We start from the raw sequence: 21,397 nt of genomic DNA, 5'->3' as shown, positions 1-21,397 counted from the left end.
CTGTAAGGAGTTAAAAGGAGCTCACCCGCTAAAGTGAGCACCTTCTACCAAATAATCGCTTTCCTTACCTCTTAATGATTCATTAAGAGGGAAAAAGATTACTCTTCGTCTTCTAGCTCGATGTTGATACCCAGTGAGCGAATCTCTTTCAACAATACGTTGAACGATTCTGGCATACCAGGTTCCATGCTGTGGTTGCCGTCTACGATGTTCTTATACATCTTAGTACGACCATTCACATCATCCGATTTCACCGTTAGCATTTCTTGTAGAGTGTAAGCAGCACCGTATGCTTCAAGTGCCCATACTTCCATCTCACCGAAACGCTGGCCACCGAACTGAGCTTTACCACCAAGTGGTTGCTGAGTTACTAGGCTGTAAGAACCGGTTGAACGTGCGTGCATCTTGTCATCAACCAAGTGGTTCAGTTTCAGCATGTACATGTAACCTACAGTTACAGGACGCTCAAACTCATCACCAGTACGACCATCAAACAGACGTAGCTGACCAGATTCAGGCAGGTCACCCAACTTCAATAGCTCTTTGATCGATGCTTCTGGAGCACCATCGAAGATTGGAGTTGCGATTGGCAGACCACCTCGAAGGTTCTGTATCAAGGTACGTACTTCTTCATCGCTTAGTGCTGCAACATCGACTTTCTGACGCGTATCACCCAGATCGTATACTTCTTGTAGGAAGTTACGGAACTTATGCAGTTCTTGCTGTTCTTTCAGCATCTGGTTGATCTTGTCGCCAATACCTTTCGCAGCAAGGCCCATATGAACTTCAAGGATCTGACCGATGTTCATACGAGACGGTACACCCAGCGGGTTAAGCACGATGTCTACAGGCTCGCCTCTTTCATCGTAAGGCATGTCTTCAACAGGGTTGATCTTAGAGATAACACCCTTGTTACCGTGACGACCAGCCATCTTATCACCAGGCTGAATACGACGTTTAACGGCTAGGTAAACCTTAACAATCTTAAGAACGCCAGGTGCTAGGTCATCACCTTGAGTGATTTTACGACGCTTAGTTTCAAACTTCTTATCGAAGTCTGCTTTCAGCTCGTCCCACTGCTCAGCAAGTTGCTCTAGCTGCGCTTGAAGATTTTCATCATCAAGAGACTGCTCAAGCCATTTCTTACGATCGATTGTGTCTAGCTTCGCTTCAGAGTAACCACCAGAAATCAATACTGCTTTAACACGAGCAAGAAGACCGCCTTCCAGAATCTGGAATTCTTCAGTCAAATCTTTCTTCGCTTCTTTAAGCTGCATTTGTTCGATTTCAAGCGCACGCTTGTCTTTCTCTACGCCATCGCGAGTGAAGACTTGAACGTCGATGATGGTACCGGAAACAGAGTTTGGTACACGCAGTGATGTATCTTTAACGTCAGATGCTTTTTCACCGAAGATTGCACGTAGTAGTTTCTCTTCTGGCGTTAGCTGAGTTTCACCTTTAGGCGTTACTTTACCAACTAGGATGTCTCCACCCTTAACTTCAGCACCGATGTAAACGATACCTGACTCGTCTAGTTTAGACAGAGCAGATTCACCTACGTTTGGAATATCAGCTGTGATCTCTTCAGAGCCAAGCTTAGTATCACGCGCCACACAAGAAAGTTCTTGAATGTGAATAGTCGTGAAACGGTCTTCCTGAACAACACGCTCAGAAACAAGGATGGAATCCTCAAAGTTGTAACCGTTCCAAGGCATGAACGCGATACGCATGTTCTGACCAAGTGCCAGCTCACCAAGGTCAGTTGAAGGACCGTCAGCAAGAACGTCACCACGTGCTACTGGCTCACCCGGTAGTACAGTTGGACGCTGGTTGATACATGTGTTCTGGTTAGAACGCGTGTACTTAGTCAGGTTGTAAATGTCGATACCTGCTTCCCCAGGAACCAGCTCATCTTCATTTACTTTCACAACGATGCGTGATGCGTCAACCGACTGGATAACACCGCCGCGCTTAGCAACTGCTGTTACACCGGAGTCAACGGCTACGTTACGCTCGATACCAGTACCAACAAGAGGCTTATCAGCACGTAGAGTCGGAACGGCCTGACGTTGCATGTTCGCACCCATCAAGGCACGGTTTGCATCATCGTGCTCTAGGAATGGGATAAGCGATGCTGCCACAGATACAACCTGGTTTGTCGCAACGTCCATGTAATCAACTTGATCACGTGGGTGCAGACCAGATTCACCTTTTTGACGAGCTGTAACCAATTCTTCTACGAATGTGCCTTCCTCTGTTAGACCAGAGTTAGCCTGAGCGATGATGAATTGACCTTCTTGAATAGCAGATAGGTAATCTACTTCATCGGTAACAATCCCATCTACTACGCGACGGTACGGAGTTTCTAGGAAACCGTACTCGTTACAACGCGCAAACGCAGATAGAGAGTTGATTAGACCGATGTTTGGACCTTCAGGCGTTTCGATAGGACATAGACGACCGTAGTGAGTTACGTGTACGTCTCGTACTTCGAAGCCAGCACGTTCACGAGTCAAGCCACCAGGACCCAATGCAGAAATACGACGCTTGTGCGTGACTTCTGAAAGAGGGTTGTTCTGATCCATAAACTGTGAAAGCTGTGAAGAACCAAAGAATTCTTTAACTGCCGCAGAAATTGGCTTCGCGTTGATTAGGTCTTGAGGCATGATCGCATCAAGGTCGCCTAGACTTAGACGCTCTTTAACCGCACGCTCTACACGTACTAGACCAACACGGAATTGGTTTTCTGCCATTTCGCCTACGCTACGAATACGACGGTTGCCAAGGTGGTCGATATCGTCCACTTCGCCTTTACCGTTACGGATCGCGATAAGCTTCTTCATCACTTCGATGATATCAACTTCATCAAGTGTGCCTTGCTCTAGAGCGTCTTCGCGCTCAATAGAACTGTTGAACTTCATACGACCAACAGTAGATAGGTCGTAACGTTCCTCAGCAAAGAATAGGCTTTCGAATAGCGCTTCTGCTGCTTCTTTTGTCGGTGGCTCACCCGGGCGCATCATGCGGTAGATTTCTACCAATGCAGAGATGCGATCAGTTGTGCTGTCGATACGCAATGTATCTGACATGAACGGACCGTGGTCTAGGTCGTTTGTAAACAGCACTTCAAGCTTCTTGTGACCAGCTTGAGACAAGTTAGCCAATGCTTCTAGGCTAATCTCTTGGTTTGCACCAACAATAATTTCGCCAGTGGCTTCGTTGATGTAATCATTCGAAGATACTTTACCTACGATGTACTCGATAGGAACTTCGATGTAATCAACGCCGTCTTTTTCTAGCTGACGAATGTGACGTGCAGTCACACGGCGACCAGTCTCGACATAAGTTTTACCGTTCGCTTCAATGTCAAATGATGCAGTTTCACCACGTAGACGATCAGGAACCAACTCCATAAGAAGAGTTTGGTCTTTCACTTCGAAATTCACTTTCTCGAAGAAGATATCTAAGATTTCTTCAGTCGTTTTACTCAGTGCACGAAGGATGATTGAAGCAGGTAGCTTACGACGACGGTCGATACGTACGTACAAGTTATCCTTAGGATCGAACTCAAAGTCTAACCATGAGCCACGGTAAGGGATAACACGTGCGTTGTATAAAACTTTACCTGATGAGTGGGTCTTACCCTTATCGCTGTCGAAGAACACGCCTGGGCTTCGGTGCAGCTGGGATACGATAACCCTCTCGGTACCATTAATTACGAAGGTACCATTGTCTGTCATGAGTGGAATTTCACCCATGTAGACTTCTTGTTCTTTAATGTCTTTTACAGTACCTGCTGGCGCATCTTTATCAAAAACAACTAGGCGTAGTTTTACGCGTAGTGGCTTTGAGTAAGTGACGCCGCGAATTTGACATTCTTTAACATCAAAAACTGGCTCACCAAGACGGTAGCTAACGTATTGCAGCTCAGAATTGCCGTTGTAGCTCTGAATTGGAAACACAGAACGAAAAGCAGCTTCAAGACCGTATTGTCCTTCAGGATCCTGTTCGATAAATTTGTCGAACGAATCGAGCTGGATCGATAGCAGGTATGGAATGTCCAAAACTTGTGGACGAGTACCAAAGTCCTTACGGATGCGCTTTTTCTCGGTATAAGAGTAAACCATGGGGTTCCTCAGCTCGCTGATAAGTGACCCAAACTGTCCGCCCGTTCCTAGTTACTTAAGGAGGGGTAAGGGACAGTGACTAAACAACTGTTTACTGTAGAACGAATTAGCAAGGTTGCTGACTCGTTTTTTTGCATGGATAAAGGCGCTTAAACAGCAGGAAAATTCGCCTATACCCTACAGCGCAAAAAGGCCGGTGGTCAATAAACCACCAGCCATTAGCCTGTCGGCTAAGAAATTAAGTAATAATTACTTAACTTCAACAGAAGCACCAGCTTCTTCTAGTTGTGCTTTAAGAGCATCAGCTTCAGCTTTGTCAACACCTTCTTTCAGAGGTGCTGGAGCGCCGTCAACTAGACCTTTAGCTTCTTTAAGACCTAGACCTGTAGCACCACGTACTGCTTTGATTACAGCAACTTTGTTACCGCCAACAGCAGTTAGGATTACGTCAAATTCAGTTTGCTCAGCAGCAGCTTCGCCACCAGCAGCACCGCCAGCTACAACAGCAGCTGCAGCAGTAACGCCGAATTTTTCTTCCATAGCTTCGATAAGCTCAACAACTTGCATTACAGACATTTCTGCAACTGCGTCTAGGATTTGCTCGTTAGTAATAGACATAACAATTCTCTTTTAAGTCAACAATAAGTTTATTTTGCAACCAGTAAAAAGCAAGCCTTAAGCTGCTTCTTCTTTTTGATCGCGGATAGCAGCGATAGTACGTACCAGCTTGCCAGCAGAAGCTTCTTTCATGCACATCATTAAGCGTGCAATTGCTTCGTCGTAAGTTGGTAGTGTTGCTAGTACTTCAGCGTCAGTTACTGCGCCTTCAAATGCAGCAGCTTTAATCTCGAAGTCAGAGTTCTCTTTTGCGAAGTCTTTAAAAAGACGCGCCGCAGCACCTGGGTGCTCGTTAGAGAACGCGATTAGAGTAGGACCAGTGAAAGTGTCTACAAGACACTCATAGTCAGTACCCTGAACCGCACGACGTGCTAGCGTGTTACGCACGACTTTCATGTAAACACCCGCTTCACGAGCTTGTTTACGTAGAGAAGTCATTGCGCCAACGTTAACGCCACGAGAGTCAGCTACAACTGCAGAAAGTGCACCACTGGCAGCTTCGTTGACTTCAGCAACAATTGCTTGTTTGTCTTGAAGGTTTAAAGCCATCTTGGATTTACTCCTGGTTGTCGTTACACCACTCACATCAAAATGACGTGAGAGTTAAAACGGTGCAGTTCCAGAAGAAAGGCTATCTATTAAAAAGTCAGCTTTCTTTAGGTTCGGACACCGTCTACGTAGGTTTGATTAAGTCTGCTAATGCAAACGCCTACGGTCTTGGACGGAGACTTAGTCTTCTCGAAAGAAAAACTTAGCCCCAACCACAAATATTAGGCGCGAAATTATACATAAATTTCACGCCTAATCAAATTTATTATGCTGTTTGAGTGTTCAGGCTTGCCTGATCAACTGAAACGCCAGCACCCATTGTAGTAGAGATGCTGATTTTCTTCAGGAAAGTACCTTTCGCTGAAGATGGCTTAGCTTTCTTAAGAGCAATAAGAAGAGACTCTAGGTTCTCTTGAAGTTGCTCAGCTGAGAAGTTAGCTTTACCGATAGTCGTGTGGATGATGCCGTTCTTGTCGTTACGGTAACGAACCTGACCAGCTTTAGCATTTTTAACTGCTTCAGCAACGTTAGGAGTTACAGTACCAACTTTAGGGTTTGGCATTAGACCGCGAGGACCTAGGATAGTACCTAGTTGACCAACAACACGCATTGCATCAGGAGAAGCAACAACTACGTCGAAGTTCATTTCGCCTTTCTTCACTTGCTCAGCAAGATCTTCCATACCTACGATATCTGCGCCAGCTTCTTTAGCTGCTTCAGCATTTGCACCTTGAGTGAACACTGCAACGCGGATTTCACGACCAGTACCGTGAGGTAGTACAGTTGCACCACGTACGTTCTGATCAGATTTACGTGCATCGATGCCTAGGTTAACAGCAACATCTACAGACTCAACAAATTTAGCAGTTGCCAGTTCTTGAAGAAGTGCAACAGCTTCGTTGATTTCGTATTCTTTAGTTACGTCAACTTTTTCGCGGATTACGCGCATACGCTTAGTAAGTTTTGCCATAATATTAACCCTCTACCACTAGGCCCATTGAACGAGCAGTACCTGCGATAGAACGCTTCATCGCTTCGATGTCAGCACCTGTCATGTCTGCAGCTTTAGTTTCTGCGATCTCTTGAAGTTGAGCGTCAGTAACTGTACCCACTTTTTCAGTGTTTGGACGACCAGAACCCGACTTAACACCCGCTGCTTTCTTAAGAAGAACTGCTGCTGGTGGAGTCTTTGTTTCAAAAGTGAAAGAACGGTCGTTGTATACTGCGATAACAACTGGGATCGGTAGACCTTTCTCTACAGATTCTGTTTTTGCGTTAAACGCTTTACAGAATTCCATGATGTTCACACCATGCTGACCTAGTGCAGGACCAACCGGTGGACTTGGGTTTGCCATACCCGCTGCAACTTGCAGCTTGATATAAGCTTCAACTTTCTTAGCCATGATATTTCCTAAATTTTGGGTTCAAGCGCCAACCTGTTGGTAAGCTCCCCGTTAGATAAAAACCTTTCTACTTCCTTCGAAGTAAAAAGGCGCGAAATTATAATCATAATCCGCGCCTTTAACAACCCTATAATAGGTGTTTTTTTAGTCAAGCTTATCGACTTGACCAAACTCGAGTTCAACCGGTGTTGCACGACCAAAGATCGATACAGACACTTTAATACGGCTTTTCTCGTAATCCACTTCTTCAACCGTTCCGTTAAAGTCAGCAAATGGTCCTTCGTTAACACGAACCACTTCACCAGCCTCAAACATCGTCTTAGGACGAGGAGCTTCGCTTGCTTTCTCAAGACGGTTTAGAATTGCATCCGCTTCTTTATCAGAAATTGGAGCAGGACGATCAGAGGTACCACCAATGAAGCCCATGACACGCGGCACACTGCGCACTAAGTGCCATGATTCATCATTCATGATCATCTGAACTAGGACATAGCCTGGGAAGAACTTACGCTCACTCTTACGGCGTTGACCTGCACGCATTTCCACAACTTCTTCTGTTGGAACAAGAACTTCACCAAAAAGTTCTTCCATATCGTGCATCTTAATGTGCTCGCGAAGAGATTGTGCAACACGACCTTCATATCCAGAGAAGGCTTGAACCACATACCAGCGTTTTTTAGGAGCTTCACTCATGTATTAAAACCCTCAAACTCCAGTCGCTAGAGCAACCAAACGAACCATAATGCCGTCGATTCCCCAAAGCGCTAAAGCCATAACTATACTAACTGCTAATACAATCAATGTTGTTTGCATGGTTTCTTGGCGAGTTGGCCAAACTACCTTGCGAACTTCAACTTTTGCTTCATTTGCAAAAGTGATTGCTGCTTTACCTTTACCCGTTGTAGCGATAACAGCCAATGCAGCACCGACGAGTGCTACTGCACCTGCTGCACGGAATACTACGTTCAGCTCATACAATGTAAACTCTTCACCACCACCAAGAAGAGCGTTTCCAACAACAGCAGCGGCAAGCAGAATAACAGCGACAATCCACTTTAATGTATCTGCTGCATTTGAGCTATCAGGAGTTTCAGCATTTGCTTTCATAAAACCAACCTGTGACAAGTCTTAAATATAGACGACAACAACCCCGCTGTTGCAGGGCACATTCCATCGCATTGGAACCCAACGCATACCATGAAAAAAATGAGATCTTTTTCACAAAATTCTTTGCTTTGAGCAGAAAATGACAAACCTTGTCATTCATCTCTTTTTATAGCGCAGAAAAAGGGCATCAAATGATGCCCTTTTTACTAGTTGTTCGTCAAATCTTATTCAAAGATTTTCGCAACAACACCAGCACCTACAGTACGACCACCTTCACGGATTGCGAAACGTAGACCTTCATCCATTGCAATTGGAGCAATTAGAGTCACTGTCATTTGTACGTTGTCGCCAGGCATTACCATTTCAACGCCTTCAGGAAGAGTGATGTCACCCGTTACGTCCGTAGTACGGAAGTAGAACTGTGGGCGGTAACCTTTGAAGAATGGAGTGTGGCGACCACCTTCGTCTTTAGACAGAACGTATACTTCTGACTCAAACTTAGTGTGTGGGTTGATTGAACCCGGAGCAGCCAGTACTTGACCACGTTCAACTTCGTCACGCTTAGTACCACGTAGAAGTGCACCAACGTTCTCGCCCGCACGACCTTCGTCTAGAAGCTTACGGAACATCTCAACACCAGTACATGTAGTTACTGTTGTTTCTTTGATACCAACGATTTCTACGTCGTTACCTACGTTTAGGATACCACGCTCGATACGACCCGTTACAACCGTACCACGACCCTGGATAGAGAACACGTCTTCGATTGGTAGTAGGAACGGCTGATCTACAGCACGCTCTGGCTCTGGGATGTAAGAATCTAGTGCTTCTGCAAGCTCTACAATCTTGTCTTCCCATTGCTTCTCGCCGTTTAGAGCGCCAAGAGCTGAACCTTGGATAACTGGTAGGTCATCACCTGGGAATTCGTACTCAGAAAGAAGTTCACGAACTTCCATTTCTACTAGCTCTAGAAGCTCTTCATCATCAACCATGTCACACTTGTTCATGAATACGATGATGTAAGGGATACCAACCTGACGGCCTAGTAGGATGTGCTCACGAGTTTGAGGCATTGGGCCATCAGTCGCAGCTACAACTAGGATACCACCGTCCATTTGCGCAGCACCTGTGATCATGTTTTTAACATAATCGGCGTGTCCTGGGCAGTCTACGTGTGCGTAGTGACGAGTTGGAGTGTCGTACTCAACGTGAGAAGTTGCGATTGTGATACCGCGCTCACGCTCTTCTGGAGCGTTATCGATTGATGCGAAGTCTTTCGCTTCACCGCCGTACACTTTAGATAGAGTAGTACAGATTGCAGCAGTTAGAGTTGTTTTACCGTGGTCAACGTGGCCGATAGTACCAACGTTTACGTGCGGTTTCGTACGTTCAAATTTTTCTTTAGACATGGGGTGTCCCTCAAGGTACGGATTTAGGTGGCTTTAAGACCACGCAACCAAAATAATGGTGATTGTATTACAAAAAGGAAGGTCACTACTAAGAGCTGGTGCTGATAGGCGGATTTGAACCGCCGACCTCACCCTTACCAAGGGTGCGCTCTACCGACTGAGCTATATCAGCACTTTAAATGAGTTGGAGCGGGCAGCGGGAGTCGAACCCGCATCATCAGCTTGGAAGGCTGAGGTAATAGCCATTATACGATGCCCGCAACACGTAACTCTGTGAGCTATTTCCTTTAGGAATATGGTGGAGGGGGACGGATTCGAACCATCGAAGGCAGTGCCGGCAGATTTACAGTCTGCTCCCTTTGGCCACTCGGGAACCCCTCCAAATTTTTAAAACTTTTTCTCGCTCTCTATTATTACACAGAGGGAAAAAGTGGTGCCGACTACCGGAGTCGAACTGGTGACCTACTGATTACAAGTCAGTTGCTCTACCTACTGAGCTAAGTCGGCACACGAGTGGGGCGAATTCTATTGAATGATTTTGTACCTTGCAATAGAAAATTGAAAAAAAATACAAATTTCCTTTAACTTCGGGTTATTTGCGCACAAATCCATCAAGATTTCATGATTCATACTCAACAATTGGCGTCCAAATCGTTTGCAAGTGACGTAGCATAGTGTATTGTCACTCTCCCTGATTTATATGGATATCTGAGTACTTTATGAGCCCTTACATGTCTTTTAACCGTCAACAATGGTCGGAGCTACGTGACTCTGTACCTATGATGTTGTCAGAAGAGGATCTGAAAGAACTCCAGGGCATCAATGAAAGTCTCACGATGAAAGAAGCCGTAGACATCTACCTTCCTCTATCACGATTGTTAAACTTGTATGTGGAAGCAAGGCAAAGTCGAAATTCTGTATTACATCGCTTCTTAAATCAAAAAGAGCACGCGCCACCTTTTGTTATTGGCATTGCGGGTAGTGTGGCAGTAGGGAAAAGTACAACTGCTCGATTGCTAAAAGCGCTGCTCTCTCGTTGGGAAAATCATCCTAAAGTAGAACTCATTACTACTGACGGGTTCTTATATCCTAACAAGGTGCTAAACGAAAACGGATTGATGAAAAAAAAAGGATTCCCAGAATCCTACGACATGAAAAAATTGGTTCAATTTGTCTCGGATGTAAAAGCATGCAAGAGAAATGTAAAAGCGCCTGTTTATTCACATCTTACTTATGACATCACATCGAATAAAAAAGTCGTTGATTTACCAGATGTTTTGATTATCGAAGGGTTAAACGTACTCCAAAGCGGTATGGATTACCCACATGACCCTCATAGAGTGTTTATCTCAGATTTTTTAGACTTCTCTCTCTTTGTGGATGCACAACCAGAAATGATCCAAACGTGGTATGTCGAACGATTTATGAAATTTCGACAGGGAGCATTTACGAAGCCAGGTTCTTATTTTGGTCATTACACTAAACTAACCAAAAGCGAAGCTCTCGAGAAAGCTCAAAGTATTTGGCAAACCATAAATGGAAAGAATTTACAGCAGAATATTTTACCGACACGTGAGCGCGCACAGCTCATTTTGCAAAAAGGGCAAAACCATATGGTAGAAAAAGTTCTGCTGAGAAAGTAGCTCGGTTACTCAATTCCTCTCAGGGAAATTTCTCCCCCAATATAGGTTTCAATGCCTTTGTCTGTTTCAATTAGTATACCGCCCTGCGCATCAATTCCTCTCGCTATTCCATATAGCTCTTTGGGTCCTAGTATCAATTTGATAGGTCTTCCAAGATAATTATCTAAACGATTCCATCGTTCAACGAAACCTTCCATACCATAGAGTTCATAGCTTTCTAGAGATCGCTCCCAAGCGTTAATAATAGCTAAAGCCAATGCATTTCTGTCAATGTTCTCATTAGGTAAGATTTGCTCTAATGAAGTCCAAGGCTGGGTAATGTTTTCTGTTTTGTCTGGCATAGCAATATTTAACCCCATACCAATCACTAGATGCGCAGCTGCTCCAGCCTGCCCAGACATTTCAACGAGAATGCCGGCTAGCTTTTTGTCTTCATAGTACAGATCATTAGGCCATTTGAGCTTTACACCTTGAATACCAAGAGATTCAAAAGCCTCAACTACTGCGACGCCCACTACTAGACTGAGCCCCATTGCCGCAGCAATTCCTGCATCTAATCGCCAATACATCGACAAATACAAATTACTTCCAAAAGGAGATACCCACTCTCTCCCGCGTCGACCTCGACCTTGGCTCTGGTATTCAGCCAAACACACATCACCACGATTCAGCTCTCCGGCACAATCCAACAAGAATTGATTCGTTGAATTGATGATAGGAAACACTTTTAACATTCGACCTGAAGAACTGGCCAATTTTTCTTCATCGAGTAAAGAAAGAGGTCTAGGTAATCGATAACCTTTTCTTTGGACACTGAATACATCGAGCCCTAACTCTTGTATGCTTTTAATATGTTTACTTATTGCTGCTCTAGAAACGCCAAACTGCTCACCAAGGGCTTCACCTGAATGGAATTCTCCATCGGCGAGTTGTTTTACAATGCCGTATTTTACGGAATCTACTTTCATTATTTATCCTTTAGACATTCCGCAAGACACGTTTCACCTAAACTTCCTATAAAGCGCACTTCATGCTCCAGCTCAACCTGATATTTTTTAAATACAGTCTGCTTTACAAGAGCTGCAAGGCTGACAACCTCGTTTGACGTGGCTTCTCCAGTATTTACCAACACCAACGCCTGTTTTGGATGCACCATAACGCCACCGATTTTCTCACCTTTTAAGTTAGCTTTATCAATCAACCATCCTGCAGCTAACTTAACCCCCTCTTTAGTGGGGTAACCTACGATATCTGGGTATTGCCTTTCTAAACGATCGAACTGATCTTGTGAGATCACGGGGTTCTTGAAAAAGCTACCTGCATTTCCTTGTTTACAAGGGTCTGGAAGTTTAGAACGGCGAATATCACAAACGCGCTCGTAAACATTAAACGCGGTTTGATCTTCTTTTGGCAAATCAGACAAAGCGCCATATTTTGTTTTAGGCGCCCAACTTTTGGGGAGTTTAAAACCAACCGAAACTACAATAGCTTTGTTCTTCAGAAAACGCTTAAAAATCGAATCTCGATAACCAAATTGGCACTCATCATTAGTCAAACGCTTGATCTGCTGGCTTTCAAGACAATAGATTTCAACGTATTCACATACATCTTTTAGCTCAACACCATACGCTCCAATATTTTGAATAGGGGCAGAACCTACACAGCCAGGAATAAGAGCGAGATTCTCTAGCCCAAAATAGCCATTTTCAAGTGTCCACTCAACAAACTCAGGCCAATCTTCTCCACCTTGAACACTCAGATGAAAATGAGTCTCTGATTCAGAGACAGACTTTCCTTTTAACCTATTGAGCATCACAACACCCTGGAAGTCTTGTGTGAATAACACGTTACTGCCTTTACCTAGCATCAACTTCGGCAACTCATTCCATTCTGGTTTATTGTAGACGTCTCTAAGGTCTTCTATTGATTCAATAACAGCCATATGACGACATTGGACATCAATACCAAAGGTATGAAAGGGCTTCAAACTATTGTTTTTGTATATCTGCATAATATTTGGAGTTAGAATTTCACTAAAGAGCATATTACCTCAACTATTTAGCGAGCGCAGTGACGAATGAGTGAGCTTGAAGTCAAAAAACTCGACCCAACCCTTTTGCCTTTGGTGAAGCGCTTTTATAAACAGTATTATCCTTCCGCAAAACCCAAATCAGATGAGCTAATTCTTGGCGGATATCTTAATGGAACCTTAGTATCTACTGTACGATTTCGAACTATTGAAGACAGTCGTCTTTTGACAGGTATGCTAGTTGCAAAAGAGCATCAAAATAAAGGCTTAGGTCACAACTTATTAGTTTTCTGTCAAGATGACATTTTACAAGAAGGTGATTTCTGCTTTGCTTATGAGCATTTGAACAATTTTTATCATTCGCATGGATTTAGAACTGTCGAAATAGAAGACCTACCTAATGGGTTAAGGAATTTGTTTATCAGATATCTCCGTAGTGGCAAAAAATTAAACGCGATGAAATACTTTGTATAAGATTATTCCGCATATGTTTGAGTTATCTAGTCAATGTGGTCCGACTTTTGGTAAAATGAACGATTAGCCGTCAATCATATAAAGAAGGTAAAGCCTCTAACATGATCGCAACCAGGAATCTCATTAAGACACTTCCAACAATTGCGCAAAATCCAGATTCTTTTGAGGTTCTGTATTCTGCAAAATCGTTTCGTGAACACCTGCTTAGTGCGATTAAGCAAGCAACTCATCGAATCTACATTGTTGCACTTTATCTAGAAGATGATGACGCCGGTAGGGAAGTGTTGACTGCTCTTTACGAGGCAAAACAAAAAAAGCCAGATTTAGACATTAAGATCTGTGTAGATTGGCATCGAGCTCAGAGAGGGCTGATTGGTGCGGAAGCATCCGAGGGTAACGCAGCACTATATAAGAAATTTGCAGAGCTATATGAACAGCCTATTCCTGTATATGGTGTCCCAGTCCGAGGACGTGAAGTCTTTGGGGTTCTTCACCTAAAAGGCTTTGTTATTGATAATTCTGTGATATATAGCGGAGCCAGCCTAAACAACATCTACCTCAATTTTAATGGTAAGTATCGCTTTGATCGCTACCATGTCTTTCATAATGAATACTTAGCCAACTGTATGACGAATTACATCGAACAATCGATGATTCAACATCCAGCGGTCAACAATCTGGCATGTAGTAGCAAGCCCAACACAAAGTCAATTAAACCAGCAATTCGACAACTTAGATCATCTTTGGCGCAGAGCCAATATAAATTTGATCATCAGAATGTGGGTTCTGAACAGGTAGCTGTAACACCTCTTGTTGGCGTAGGAAAGCGACGTAATAGACTTAATCAGAGCATCAACCATTTAGTCGCTCTAGCAAAAGACGAAGTCTTTATTTGTACACCTTATTTTAATTTTCCTAAAAGCCTAGCAAGACAGATTAAAAAAGCACTAAATCGTGGTGTAAAGGTCACTATTGTCGTTGGTGATAAAACCGCCAATGATTTCTATATCCCACCGGAAAAGGAATTCAAGACAATCGCAGGGCTACCTTATTTATATGAAATGAACTTAAGGCGCTTTGCGAAAGTCAATGAAGCAAATATTGCTAGCCGAATGCTCAATATCAGAGTTTGGAAGCATGATTCAAATAGCTACCACCTAAAAGGCATATGGGTCGATAAAAGGTACATGCTTATCACAGGTAACAACCTTAACCCTAGGGCTTGGAAGTTAGATTTAGAAAACGCGATCCTTATACAAGATCACTACAATCATCTGACTGAGAAGTTTGAGAAGGAAGTAGAAAACATCCTGCAGCACACAGAACTTATTTGCACCTACAGGCAATTAGATAAGGTAGAAAATTACCCGCTAGAGGTCCAAAAGCTTATTCGAAAAATTACTCGAGTCAGTGTAGACAAAATTCTTAAGCAAATACTTTAAAAGTCGAATTGAATAATAGAAAGCCCAGCAATCGCTGGGCTTTTTTTACTTGCCTTAGGATCGTTTATCTCAGCTAGAAGTCATACCAATCTAAGTAAAAATATGATCTGATTGATGCTATTACTTTCTCGTGAAAAAAAGATGCCATGGACAGCCTCAATAACATTGACTTTAAAAAGCTTGCTAGCCAACAAAAATCTATCCAAATGAAGATGCGATTACTCGCATTGGCCCATTTTAAAGATGGTCACTCTCGCACCCAAATCGCCAAGTTCCTTAAAGTCAGTAGAACCAGTGTAAACAAATGGGTACAAACGTTCCTTGAGGAAGGACTTGAAGGGTTGCAAGAAAAACCAAGAACAGGTCGGCCTGCCTTCCTGAATCCTCAACAACGTGAGCAATTAAGCCTGTACATAAAAAATCGAGCAGAGGATTCATCTGGGGGCAGGTTAACTGGCGCTGACATTCATACCTATATCGTCAAAGAGTTTGGTAAGTACTACCATCCAGATTCCATTTACTATTTGCTCAATCATATGGGCTTCTCTTGGATAACTTCTCGCTCCAAGCACCCTCGACAATCCCAACAAATCCAAGACGATTTTAAAAAAATTCAAAATTGAAACGATCCTTAAGATCCCTGGTCATATGGGACTAGAGAGCGTTGATGTCTGGTTTCAAGATGAAGCGAGATTTGGCCAGCAAAATACGACAACTCGACTTTGGGCTGAACGGGGTTCAAGGCCGAGAGCGGTAAAACAACAGCAATTTGAGTATGCTTATTTGTTTGGCTCAGTATGCCCGACTAGAGGGATCGGAGAAGCAATGGTTGTTCCTTGGGTTAACAAGGAGATTATGGTTGAGCACCTTAAGCAGATCTCCGCAGTCACCGAAAGAGGTCGTCACGCAGTGGTCATTATGGATGGTGCAGGCTGGCACACCAATGATATTGCACAAGAGTTCCATAATCTCAGTATCATCAAACTCCCCCCCTACTCACCAGAGCTAAACCCAATTGAGCAAGTTTGGAGTTGGCTCAGGCAGCACTATCTTGCCAACCAAAATTTTGACGATTATCGCAATATTGTGTCGAAGGTATGCACTGCGTGGAATCGATTCTTGGAAAATCCCGTAACCAAAATACGTACTAGAGAATGGTATGGGTTTGAAATAGAATTCGATAGCTAGAATGTAAAAAACCCGCTGATATATCAGCGGGTTTTTTAATAGTGGCGGAGAGATAGGGATTTGAACCCTAGATACGCTATTAACGTATGCCGGTTTTCAAGACCGGTGCTTTCAACCACTCAGCCATCTCTCCACAAATTGTTACTAAAACTTAGTCTTACAGTAAAATACTAATTTTAGTTTTGCTTTCAAATTATCAATACTTGAAAGCGATATTTAAAGCCTGGCGATGTCCTACTCTCACATGGGGAAACCCCACACTACCATCGGCGCTATTGCGTTTCACTTCTGAGTTCGGCATGGAAATCAGGTGGGTCCACAACGCTATGGTCGCCAAGCAAATTCTTAATCTGGAAAGCTGTTTTTTTAGTTCTGATTCTTACACATTCAATCTGTTCTTATCTGAGCCCACAAAACCCCTTGGGTGTTGTATGGTTAAGCCTCACGGGCAATTAGTACAGGTTAGCTCAACGCCTCACAACGCTTACACACCCTGCCTATCAACGTTCTGGTCTCGAACAACCCTTTAGGATACTTAAAGTATCAGGGAAGACTCATCTCAGGGCTCGCTTCCCGCTTAGATGCTTTCAGCGGTTATCGATTCCGAACTTAGCTACCGGGCAATGCCATTGGCATGACAACCCGAACACCAGAGGTTCGTCCACTCCGGTCCTCTCGTACTAGGAGCAGCCCCTTCAATCTTCCAACGCCCACGGCAGATAGGGACCGAACTGTCTCACGACGTTCTAAACCCAGCTCGCGTACCACTTTAAATGGCGAACAGCCATACCCTTGGGACCGACTTCAGCCCCAGGATGTGATGAGCCGACATCGAGGTGCCAAACACCGCCGTCGATATGAACTCTTGGGCGGTATCAGCCTGTTATCCCGGAGTACCTTTTATCCGTTGAGCGATGTACTCTTCCATTCAGAACCACCGGATCACTATGACCTGCTTTCGCACCTGCTCGAATTGTCATTCTCGCAGTCAAGCGGGCTTATGCCATTGCACTAACCACACGATGTCCAACCGTGTTTAGCCCACCTTCGTGCTCCTCCGTTACTCTTTGGGAGGAGACCGCCCCAGTCAAACTACCCACCAGGCACTGTCCTCACCCCAGATAATGGGTAAAGTTAGAACATCAAAGCTACAAGGGTGGTATTTCAAGGACGGCTCCACCATATCTAGCGACATGGTTTCAAAGCCTCCCACCTATCCTACACATGTAGGTTCAATGTTCAGTGCCAAGCTGTAGTAAAGGTTCACGGGGTCTTTCCGTCTAGCCGCGGGTACACTGCATCTTCACAGCGATTTCAATTTCACTGAGTCTCGGGTGGAGACAGCGTACCATCATTACGCCATTCGTGCAGGTCGGAACTTACCCGACAAGGAATTTCGCTACCTTAGGACCGTTATAGTTACGTACCGCCGTTTACCGGGCTTCGATCAAGAGCTTCGTCCGAAGACTAACCCCATCAATTAACCTTCCGGCACCGGGCAGGCGTCACACCGTATACGTCATCTTACGATTTTGCACAGTGCTGTGTTTTTAATAAACAGTTGCAGCCACCTGGTATCTGCGACTCCTAATAGCTCCATCCGCGAGGGACTTCACCGTCAAGAGCGTACCTTCTCCCGAAGTTACGGTACCATTTTGCCTAGTTCCTTCACCCGAGTTCTCTCAAGCGCCTTGGTATTCTCTACCCGACCACCTGTGTCGGTTTGGGGTACGATTCCTTACAATCTGAAGCTTAGAGGCTTTTCCTGGAAGCATGGCATCAATGACTTCACTGCCGTAGCAGCTCGACGTCGTGTCTCAGCCTTAATGACGGTCCGGATTTACCTAAACCATCAGCCTACGCACTTGAACCTGGACAACCATCGCCGGCCCACTTAGCCTTCTCCGTCCCCCCATCGCAATTGTAAGAAGTACGGGAATATTAACCCGTTTCCCATCGACTACGCTTTTCAGCCTCGCCTTAGGGGTCGACTTACCCTGCCCCGATTAACGTTGGACAGGAACCCTTGGTCTTCCGGCGAGGGAGTTTTTCACTCCCTTTATCGTTACTCATGTCAGCATTCGCACTTCTGATACCTCCAGCAGCCCTTACAGACCACCTTCAACGGCTTACAGAACGCTCCCCTACCCCGCAATCAAAAGATTGCAGCCGCAGCTTCGGTTTACTACTTAGCCCCGTTACATCTTCCGCGCACTGACTCGACCAGTGAGCTATTACGCTTTCTTTAAATGATGGCTGCTTCTAAGCCAACATCCTGGCTGTCTGAGCCTTCCCACATCGTTTCCCACTTAGTAGTAATTTGGGACCTTAGCTGGCGGTCTGGGTTGTTTCCCTCTCCACGACGGACGTTAGCACCCGCCGTGTGTCTCCCGGATAGTACTTACTGGTATTCGGAGTTTGCAAAGGGTTGGTAAGTCGGGATGACCCCCTAGCCTTAACAGTGCTCTACCCCCAGTAGTATTCGTCCGAGGCGCTACCTAAATAGCTTTCGGGGAGAACCAGCTATCTCCAGGTTTGATTGGCCTTTCACCCCTAGCCACAAGTCATCCGCTAATTTTTCAACATTAGTCGGTTCGGTCCTCCAGTTGATGTTACTCAACCTTCAACCTGCCCATGGCTAGATCACCTGGTTTCGGGTCTATATCCAGAGACTGAACGCCCAGTTAAGACTCGGTTTCCCTACGGCTCCCCTAAACGGTTAACCTTGCCACTGAATATAAGTCGCTGACCCATTATACAAAAGGTACGCAGTCACACCACAAAGGTGCTCCTACTGCTTGTACGTACACGGTTTCAGGTTCTATTTCACTCCCCTCACAGGGGTTCTTTTCGCCTTTCCCTCACGGTACTGGTTCACTATCGGTCAGTCAGTAGTATTTAGCCTTGGAGGATGGTCCCCCCATATTCAGACAGGATATCACGTGTCCCGCCTTACTCGATTTCACTCAATGTGCGTTGTCGGTTACGGGGCTATCACCCTGTATCGCGTCCCTTTCCAGAGACTTCACCTGACGCACAAAAAGCTTAAGGGCTAACCCAATTTCGCTCGCCGCTACTTTCGGGATCTCGGTTGATTTCTCTTCCTCGGGGTACTTAGATGTTTCAGTTCCCCCGGTTTGCCTCCTGCTGCTATGTATTCACAACAGGATACTTACTTATGTAAGTGGGTTTCCCCATTCGGAAATCGTAGACTCAAGTGGCTTTTACTGCCTAATCTACGCTTATCGCAAGTTAATACGTCCTTCGTCGCCTCTGACTGCCAAGGCATCCACCGTGTACGCTTAGTCACTTAACCATACAACCCCAAGAGGTTTCGATTTGCGTTCACTTTTGAAAGTGAAGACAAAAAGGTGTATGGCAAACAACCAAGGTTTATTGTTGTCTCTTTGTTATGAGCGAGACAACACTTCGATTTTGCCGGACTCAAATATGTTTTCACTTTCGTGAAAACCCAAGAACACTTGAATGTGTGTTGGTACCTACTCTCATAGAGAATAGGATTTGAGAACTTTTAATTTGAATAACAACGCTTATCCGAAGATAAGGGGATTGTTGTTATTCGTCAGCTTTCCAAATTGTTAAAGAGCGTGATTCGTTAAGAACCATTTTTAAATATTCTCTGATTTAAGAGAAGAACACTTAAAGATGGTGGAGCTATGCGGGATCGAACCGCAGACCTCTTCGCTGCCAGCGAAGCGCTCTCCCAGCTGAGCTATAGCCCCATCTGGAAGTTTTCTTACTCTTAACTTTATAAACCGTATCAATCTGTGTGGGTACTCATCGCGATAATCATCGTATAAGGAGGTGATCCAGCCCCAGGTTCCCCTAGGGCTACCTTGTTACGACTTCACCCCAGTCATGAACCACAAAGTGGTAAGCGTCCCCCCGAAGGTTAAACTACCTACTTCTTTTGCAGCCCACTCCCATGGTGTGACGGGCGGTGTGTACAAGGCCCGGGAACGTATTCACCGTGGCATTCTGATCCACGATTACTAGCGATTCCGACTTCATGGAGTCGAGTTGCAGACTCCAATCCGGACTACGACGCACTTTTTGGGATTCGCTCACCATCGCTGGTTGGCCGCCCTCTGTATGCGCCATTGTAGCACGTGTGTAGCCCTACTCGTAAGGGCCATGATGACTTGACGTCGTCCCCACCTTCCTCCGGTTTATCACCGGCAGTCTCCCTGGAGTTCCCACCATTACGTGCTGGCAAACAAGGATAAGGGTTGCGCTCGTTGCGGGACTTAACCCAACATTTCACAACACGAGCTGACGACAGCCATGCAGCACCTGTCTCTCAGTTCCCGAAGGCACAAGACTGTCTCCAGTCTCTTCTGAGGATGTCAAGAGTAGGTAAGGTTCTTCGCGTTGCATCGAATTAAACCACATGCTCCACCGCTTGTGCGGGCCCCCGTCAATTCATTTGAGTTTTAATCTTGCGACCGTACTCCCCAGGCGGTCTACTTAACGCGTTAGCTCCGAAAGCCACGGCTCAAGGCCACAACCTCCAAGTAGACATCGTTTACGGCGTGGACTACCAGGGTATCTAATCCTGTTTGCTCCCCACGCTTTCGCATCTGAGTGTCAGTATCTGTCCAGGGGGCCGCCTTCGCCACTGGTATTCCTTCAGATCTCTACGCATTTCACCGCTACACCTGAAATTCTACCCCCCTCTACAGTACTCTAGCCTGCCAGTTTCAAATGCGGTTCCGAGGTTGAGCCCGGCTTTCACATCTGACTTAACAAACCACCTGCATGCGCTTTACGCCCAGTAATTCCGATTAACGCTCGCACCCTCCGTATTACCGCGGCTGCTGGCACGGAGTTAGCCGGTGCTTCTTCTGCAGCTAACGTCAAGATATGAAGCTATTAACTTCACACCCTTCCTCACTGCTGAAAGTACTTTACAACCCGAAGTACTTCTTCATACACGCGGCATGGCTGCATCAGGCTTGCGCCCATTGTGCAATATTCCCCACTGCTGCCTCCCGTAGGAGTCTGGACCGTGTCTCAGTTCCAGTGTGGCTGATCATCCTCTCAGACCAGCTAGGGATCGTCGCCTTGGTGAGCCTTTACCTCACCAACTAGCTAATCCCACCTGGGCATATCCTGACGCGAGAGGCCCGAAGGTCCCTCTCTTTGACTCGAAGGCATTATGCGGTATTAGCCATCGTTTCCAATGGTTATCCCCCACATCAGGGCAATTTCCCAGGCATTACTCACCCGTCCGCCGCTCGACGCCGAATAGCAAGCTATTCTCGTTTCCGCTCGACTTGCATGTGTTAGGCCTGCCGCCAGCGTTCAATCTGAGCCATGATCAAACTCTTCAATTTAAGATTTTGTTCGGCTCAATGAATACTGACTTCAAAACTAATATTTATGAA

Annotated in this window: 14 protein-coding genes, 6 tRNA genes and 3 rRNA genes; 4 read left to right on the top strand and 19 right to left on the bottom strand. The window is 45.2% G+C overall.

What is annotated here, in order from left to right:
- Window positions 1–98: 98 nt before the first annotated feature.
- The 12 genes from rpoB to LDO37_RS01065 form a co-directional block, all read right to left on the bottom strand.
- Window positions 99–4,127 carry a DNA-directed RNA polymerase subunit beta gene (rpoB, locus tag LDO37_RS01120; RefSeq protein WP_224055300.1) on the bottom strand — a complete coding sequence of 1,343 codons (4,029 nt, stop codon included), beginning with the start codon at window positions 4,125–4,127 and terminating at the stop codon, window positions 99–101.
- Window positions 4,128–4,376: 249 nt separating this feature from the next.
- Window positions 4,377–4,745 (bottom strand): 50S ribosomal protein L7/L12, encoded by a 369-nt coding sequence (gene rplL / locus LDO37_RS01115; RefSeq protein ID WP_101114257.1) that lies wholly within the window; start codon window positions 4,743–4,745, stop codon window positions 4,377–4,379.
- A gap of 57 nt (window positions 4,746–4,802) precedes the next feature.
- The gene (gene rplJ / locus LDO37_RS01110; RefSeq protein WP_101114258.1) at window positions 4,803–5,294 is read right to left on the bottom strand and encodes a 50S ribosomal protein L10; all 492 of its coding nucleotides are present in this window, start codon (window positions 5,292–5,294) and stop codon (window positions 4,803–4,805) included.
- A gap of 265 nt (window positions 5,295–5,559) precedes the next feature.
- A complete protein-coding gene (gene rplA / locus LDO37_RS01105; RefSeq protein WP_101114259.1) occupies window positions 5,560–6,264 on the bottom strand; it encodes a 50S ribosomal protein L1 in 705 nt (234 codons plus the stop codon).
- Between the two features lie 4 nt (window positions 6,265–6,268).
- Window positions 6,269–6,697 (bottom strand): 50S ribosomal protein L11, encoded by a 429-nt coding sequence (gene rplK, locus LDO37_RS01100; protein ID WP_101114260.1) that lies wholly within the window; start codon window positions 6,695–6,697, stop codon window positions 6,269–6,271.
- Window positions 6,698–6,841: 144 nt separating this feature from the next.
- A complete protein-coding gene (gene nusG, locus LDO37_RS01095; RefSeq protein WP_101114261.1) occupies window positions 6,842–7,390 on the bottom strand; it encodes a transcription termination/antitermination protein NusG in 549 nt (182 codons plus the stop codon).
- Window positions 7,391–7,402: 12 nt separating this feature from the next.
- Entirely contained in the window at window positions 7,403–7,804 is a 402-nt protein-coding gene (gene secE, locus LDO37_RS01090; RefSeq protein ID WP_101114262.1) for a preprotein translocase subunit SecE, read from the bottom strand.
- A 224-nt stretch (window positions 7,805–8,028) separates the two neighbouring features.
- Window positions 8,029–9,213 carry an elongation factor Tu gene (gene tuf, locus LDO37_RS01085; protein ID WP_221768496.1) on the bottom strand — a complete coding sequence of 395 codons (1,185 nt, stop codon included), beginning with the start codon at window positions 9,211–9,213 and terminating at the stop codon, window positions 8,029–8,031.
- A gap of 96 nt (window positions 9,214–9,309) precedes the next feature.
- A tRNA-Thr gene (locus LDO37_RS01080) sits at window positions 9,310–9,385 on the bottom strand.
- Window positions 9,386–9,398: 13 nt separating this feature from the next.
- A tRNA-Gly gene (locus LDO37_RS01075) sits at window positions 9,399–9,473 on the bottom strand.
- Window positions 9,474–9,509: 36 nt separating this feature from the next.
- Window positions 9,510–9,594, bottom strand: a tRNA-Tyr gene (locus LDO37_RS01070).
- 50 nt (window positions 9,595–9,644) lie between these two features.
- Window positions 9,645–9,720 (bottom strand) — tRNA-Thr (locus LDO37_RS01065).
- A 212-nt stretch (window positions 9,721–9,932) separates the two neighbouring features.
- Here LDO37_RS01065 and coaA point away from each other — a divergent pair.
- Entirely contained in the window at window positions 9,933–10,856 is a 924-nt protein-coding gene (gene coaA, locus LDO37_RS01060; protein ID WP_126606377.1) for a type I pantothenate kinase, read from the top strand.
- A 5-nt stretch (window positions 10,857–10,861) separates the two neighbouring features.
- Here the strand turns inward: coaA and birA are convergent, their stop codons facing one another.
- Together birA and murB are read right to left on the bottom strand one after the other, a co-directional pair.
- Entirely contained in the window at window positions 10,862–11,824 is a 963-nt protein-coding gene (gene birA, locus LDO37_RS01055; protein ID WP_126606378.1) for a bifunctional biotin--[acetyl-CoA-carboxylase] ligase/biotin operon repressor BirA, read from the bottom strand.
- Window positions 11,824–12,867 (bottom strand): UDP-N-acetylmuramate dehydrogenase, encoded by a 1,044-nt coding sequence (murB, locus tag LDO37_RS01050; protein WP_126606384.1) that lies wholly within the window; start codon window positions 12,865–12,867, stop codon window positions 11,824–11,826. The genes birA and murB overlap by 1 nt, the downstream gene beginning before the upstream one ends.
- A 66-nt stretch (window positions 12,868–12,933) precedes the next feature.
- On the opposite strand from murB, the gene LDO37_RS01045 reads away from it, so the two are divergent.
- The 3 genes from LDO37_RS01045 to LDO37_RS01035 all read left to right on the top strand — a co-directional run bounded on the left by LDO37_RS01045 (window position 12,934) and on the right by LDO37_RS01035 (window position 15,989).
- Window positions 12,934–13,359, top strand: a complete 426-nt coding sequence (locus tag LDO37_RS01045; protein WP_126606379.1) for a GNAT family N-acetyltransferase — start codon at window positions 12,934–12,936, stop codon at window positions 13,357–13,359.
- Window positions 13,360–13,460: 101 nt separating this feature from the next.
- Window positions 13,461–14,801, top strand: a complete 1,341-nt coding sequence (gene pssA / locus LDO37_RS01040; protein ID WP_126606380.1) for a CDP-diacylglycerol--serine O-phosphatidyltransferase — start codon at window positions 13,461–13,463, stop codon at window positions 14,799–14,801.
- A 146-nt stretch (window positions 14,802–14,947) separates the two neighbouring features.
- A protein-coding gene (locus tag LDO37_RS01035; protein WP_224056041.1) for an IS630 family transposase occupies window positions 14,948–15,989 on the top strand; the annotation gives its coding sequence in 2 pieces (ribosomal slippage) (window positions 14,948–15,406 and window positions 15,408–15,989; 1,041 coding nt in all).
- A gap of 42 nt (window positions 15,990–16,031) precedes the next feature.
- On the opposite strand, the gene LDO37_RS01030 is transcribed toward LDO37_RS01035, so the two are convergent.
- The 5 genes from LDO37_RS01030 to LDO37_RS01010 form a co-directional block, all read right to left on the bottom strand.
- A tRNA-Ser gene (locus LDO37_RS01030) sits at window positions 16,032–16,122 on the bottom strand.
- Between the two features lie 88 nt (window positions 16,123–16,210).
- A 5S ribosomal RNA gene (rrf, locus tag LDO37_RS01025) occupies window positions 16,211–16,327 on the bottom strand.
- A gap of 93 nt (window positions 16,328–16,420) precedes the next feature.
- Window positions 16,421–19,305, bottom strand: a 23S ribosomal RNA gene (locus LDO37_RS01020).
- 351 nt (window positions 19,306–19,656) lie between these two features.
- A tRNA-Ala gene (locus LDO37_RS01015) sits at window positions 19,657–19,732 on the bottom strand.
- A 75-nt stretch (window positions 19,733–19,807) separates the two neighbouring features.
- Window positions 19,808–21,346, bottom strand: a 16S ribosomal RNA gene (locus tag LDO37_RS01010).
- The 16S, 23S and 5S rRNA genes sit together here with 2 tRNA genes alongside, the layout of an rRNA operon.
- Between the last annotated feature and the right edge of the window lie 51 nt (window positions 21,347–21,397).

The sequence above is a fragment of the Vibrio penaeicida genome, from assembly GCF_019977755.1.
Taxonomy (GTDB): domain Bacteria; phylum Pseudomonadota; class Gammaproteobacteria; order Enterobacterales; family Vibrionaceae; genus Vibrio; species Vibrio penaeicida.
This window is presented reverse-complemented; position numbering and strand designations above follow the sequence as displayed.

Excerpts from the sequence above, each read along its gene's own strand:
- murB (WP_126606384.1), bottom strand. The coding sequence starts at position 12,867 with ATGCAGATATACAAAAACAATAGTTTGAAGCCCTTTCATACCTTTGGT.
- rplL (WP_101114257.1), bottom strand. The coding sequence starts at position 4,745 with ATGTCTATTACTAACGAGCAAATCCTAGACGCAGTTGCAGAAATGTCT.
- LDO37_RS01045 (WP_126606379.1), top strand. The coding sequence starts at position 12,934 with ATGAGTGAGCTTGAAGTCAAAAAACTCGACCCAACCCTTTTGCCTTTG.
- tuf (WP_221768496.1), bottom strand. The coding sequence starts at position 9,213 with ATGTCTAAAGAAAAATTTGAACGTACGAAACCGCACGTAAACGTTGGT.
- rplJ (WP_101114258.1), bottom strand. The coding sequence starts at position 5,294 with ATGGCTTTAAACCTTCAAGACAAACAAGCAATTGTTGCTGAAGTCAAC.
- rplA (WP_101114259.1), bottom strand. The coding sequence starts at position 6,264 with ATGGCAAAACTTACTAAGCGTATGCGCGTAATCCGCGAAAAAGTTGAC.
- secE (WP_101114262.1), bottom strand. The coding sequence starts at position 7,804 with ATGAAAGCAAATGCTGAAACTCCTGATAGCTCAAATGCAGCAGATACA.
- rplK (WP_101114260.1), bottom strand. The coding sequence starts at position 6,697 with ATGGCTAAGAAAGTTGAAGCTTATATCAAGCTGCAAGTTGCAGCGGGT.
- birA (WP_126606378.1), bottom strand. The coding sequence starts at position 11,824 with ATGAAAGTAGATTCCGTAAAATACGGCATTGTAAAACAACTCGCCGAT.
- pssA (WP_126606380.1), top strand. The coding sequence starts at position 13,461 with ATGATCGCAACCAGGAATCTCATTAAGACACTTCCAACAATTGCGCAA.
- nusG (WP_101114261.1), bottom strand. The coding sequence starts at position 7,390 with ATGAGTGAAGCTCCTAAAAAACGCTGGTATGTGGTTCAAGCCTTCTCT.
- coaA (WP_126606377.1), top strand. The coding sequence starts at position 9,933 with ATGAGCCCTTACATGTCTTTTAACCGTCAACAATGGTCGGAGCTACGT.
- rpoB (WP_224055300.1), bottom strand. The coding sequence starts at position 4,127 with ATGGTTTACTCTTATACCGAGAAAAAGCGCATCCGTAAGGACTTTGGT.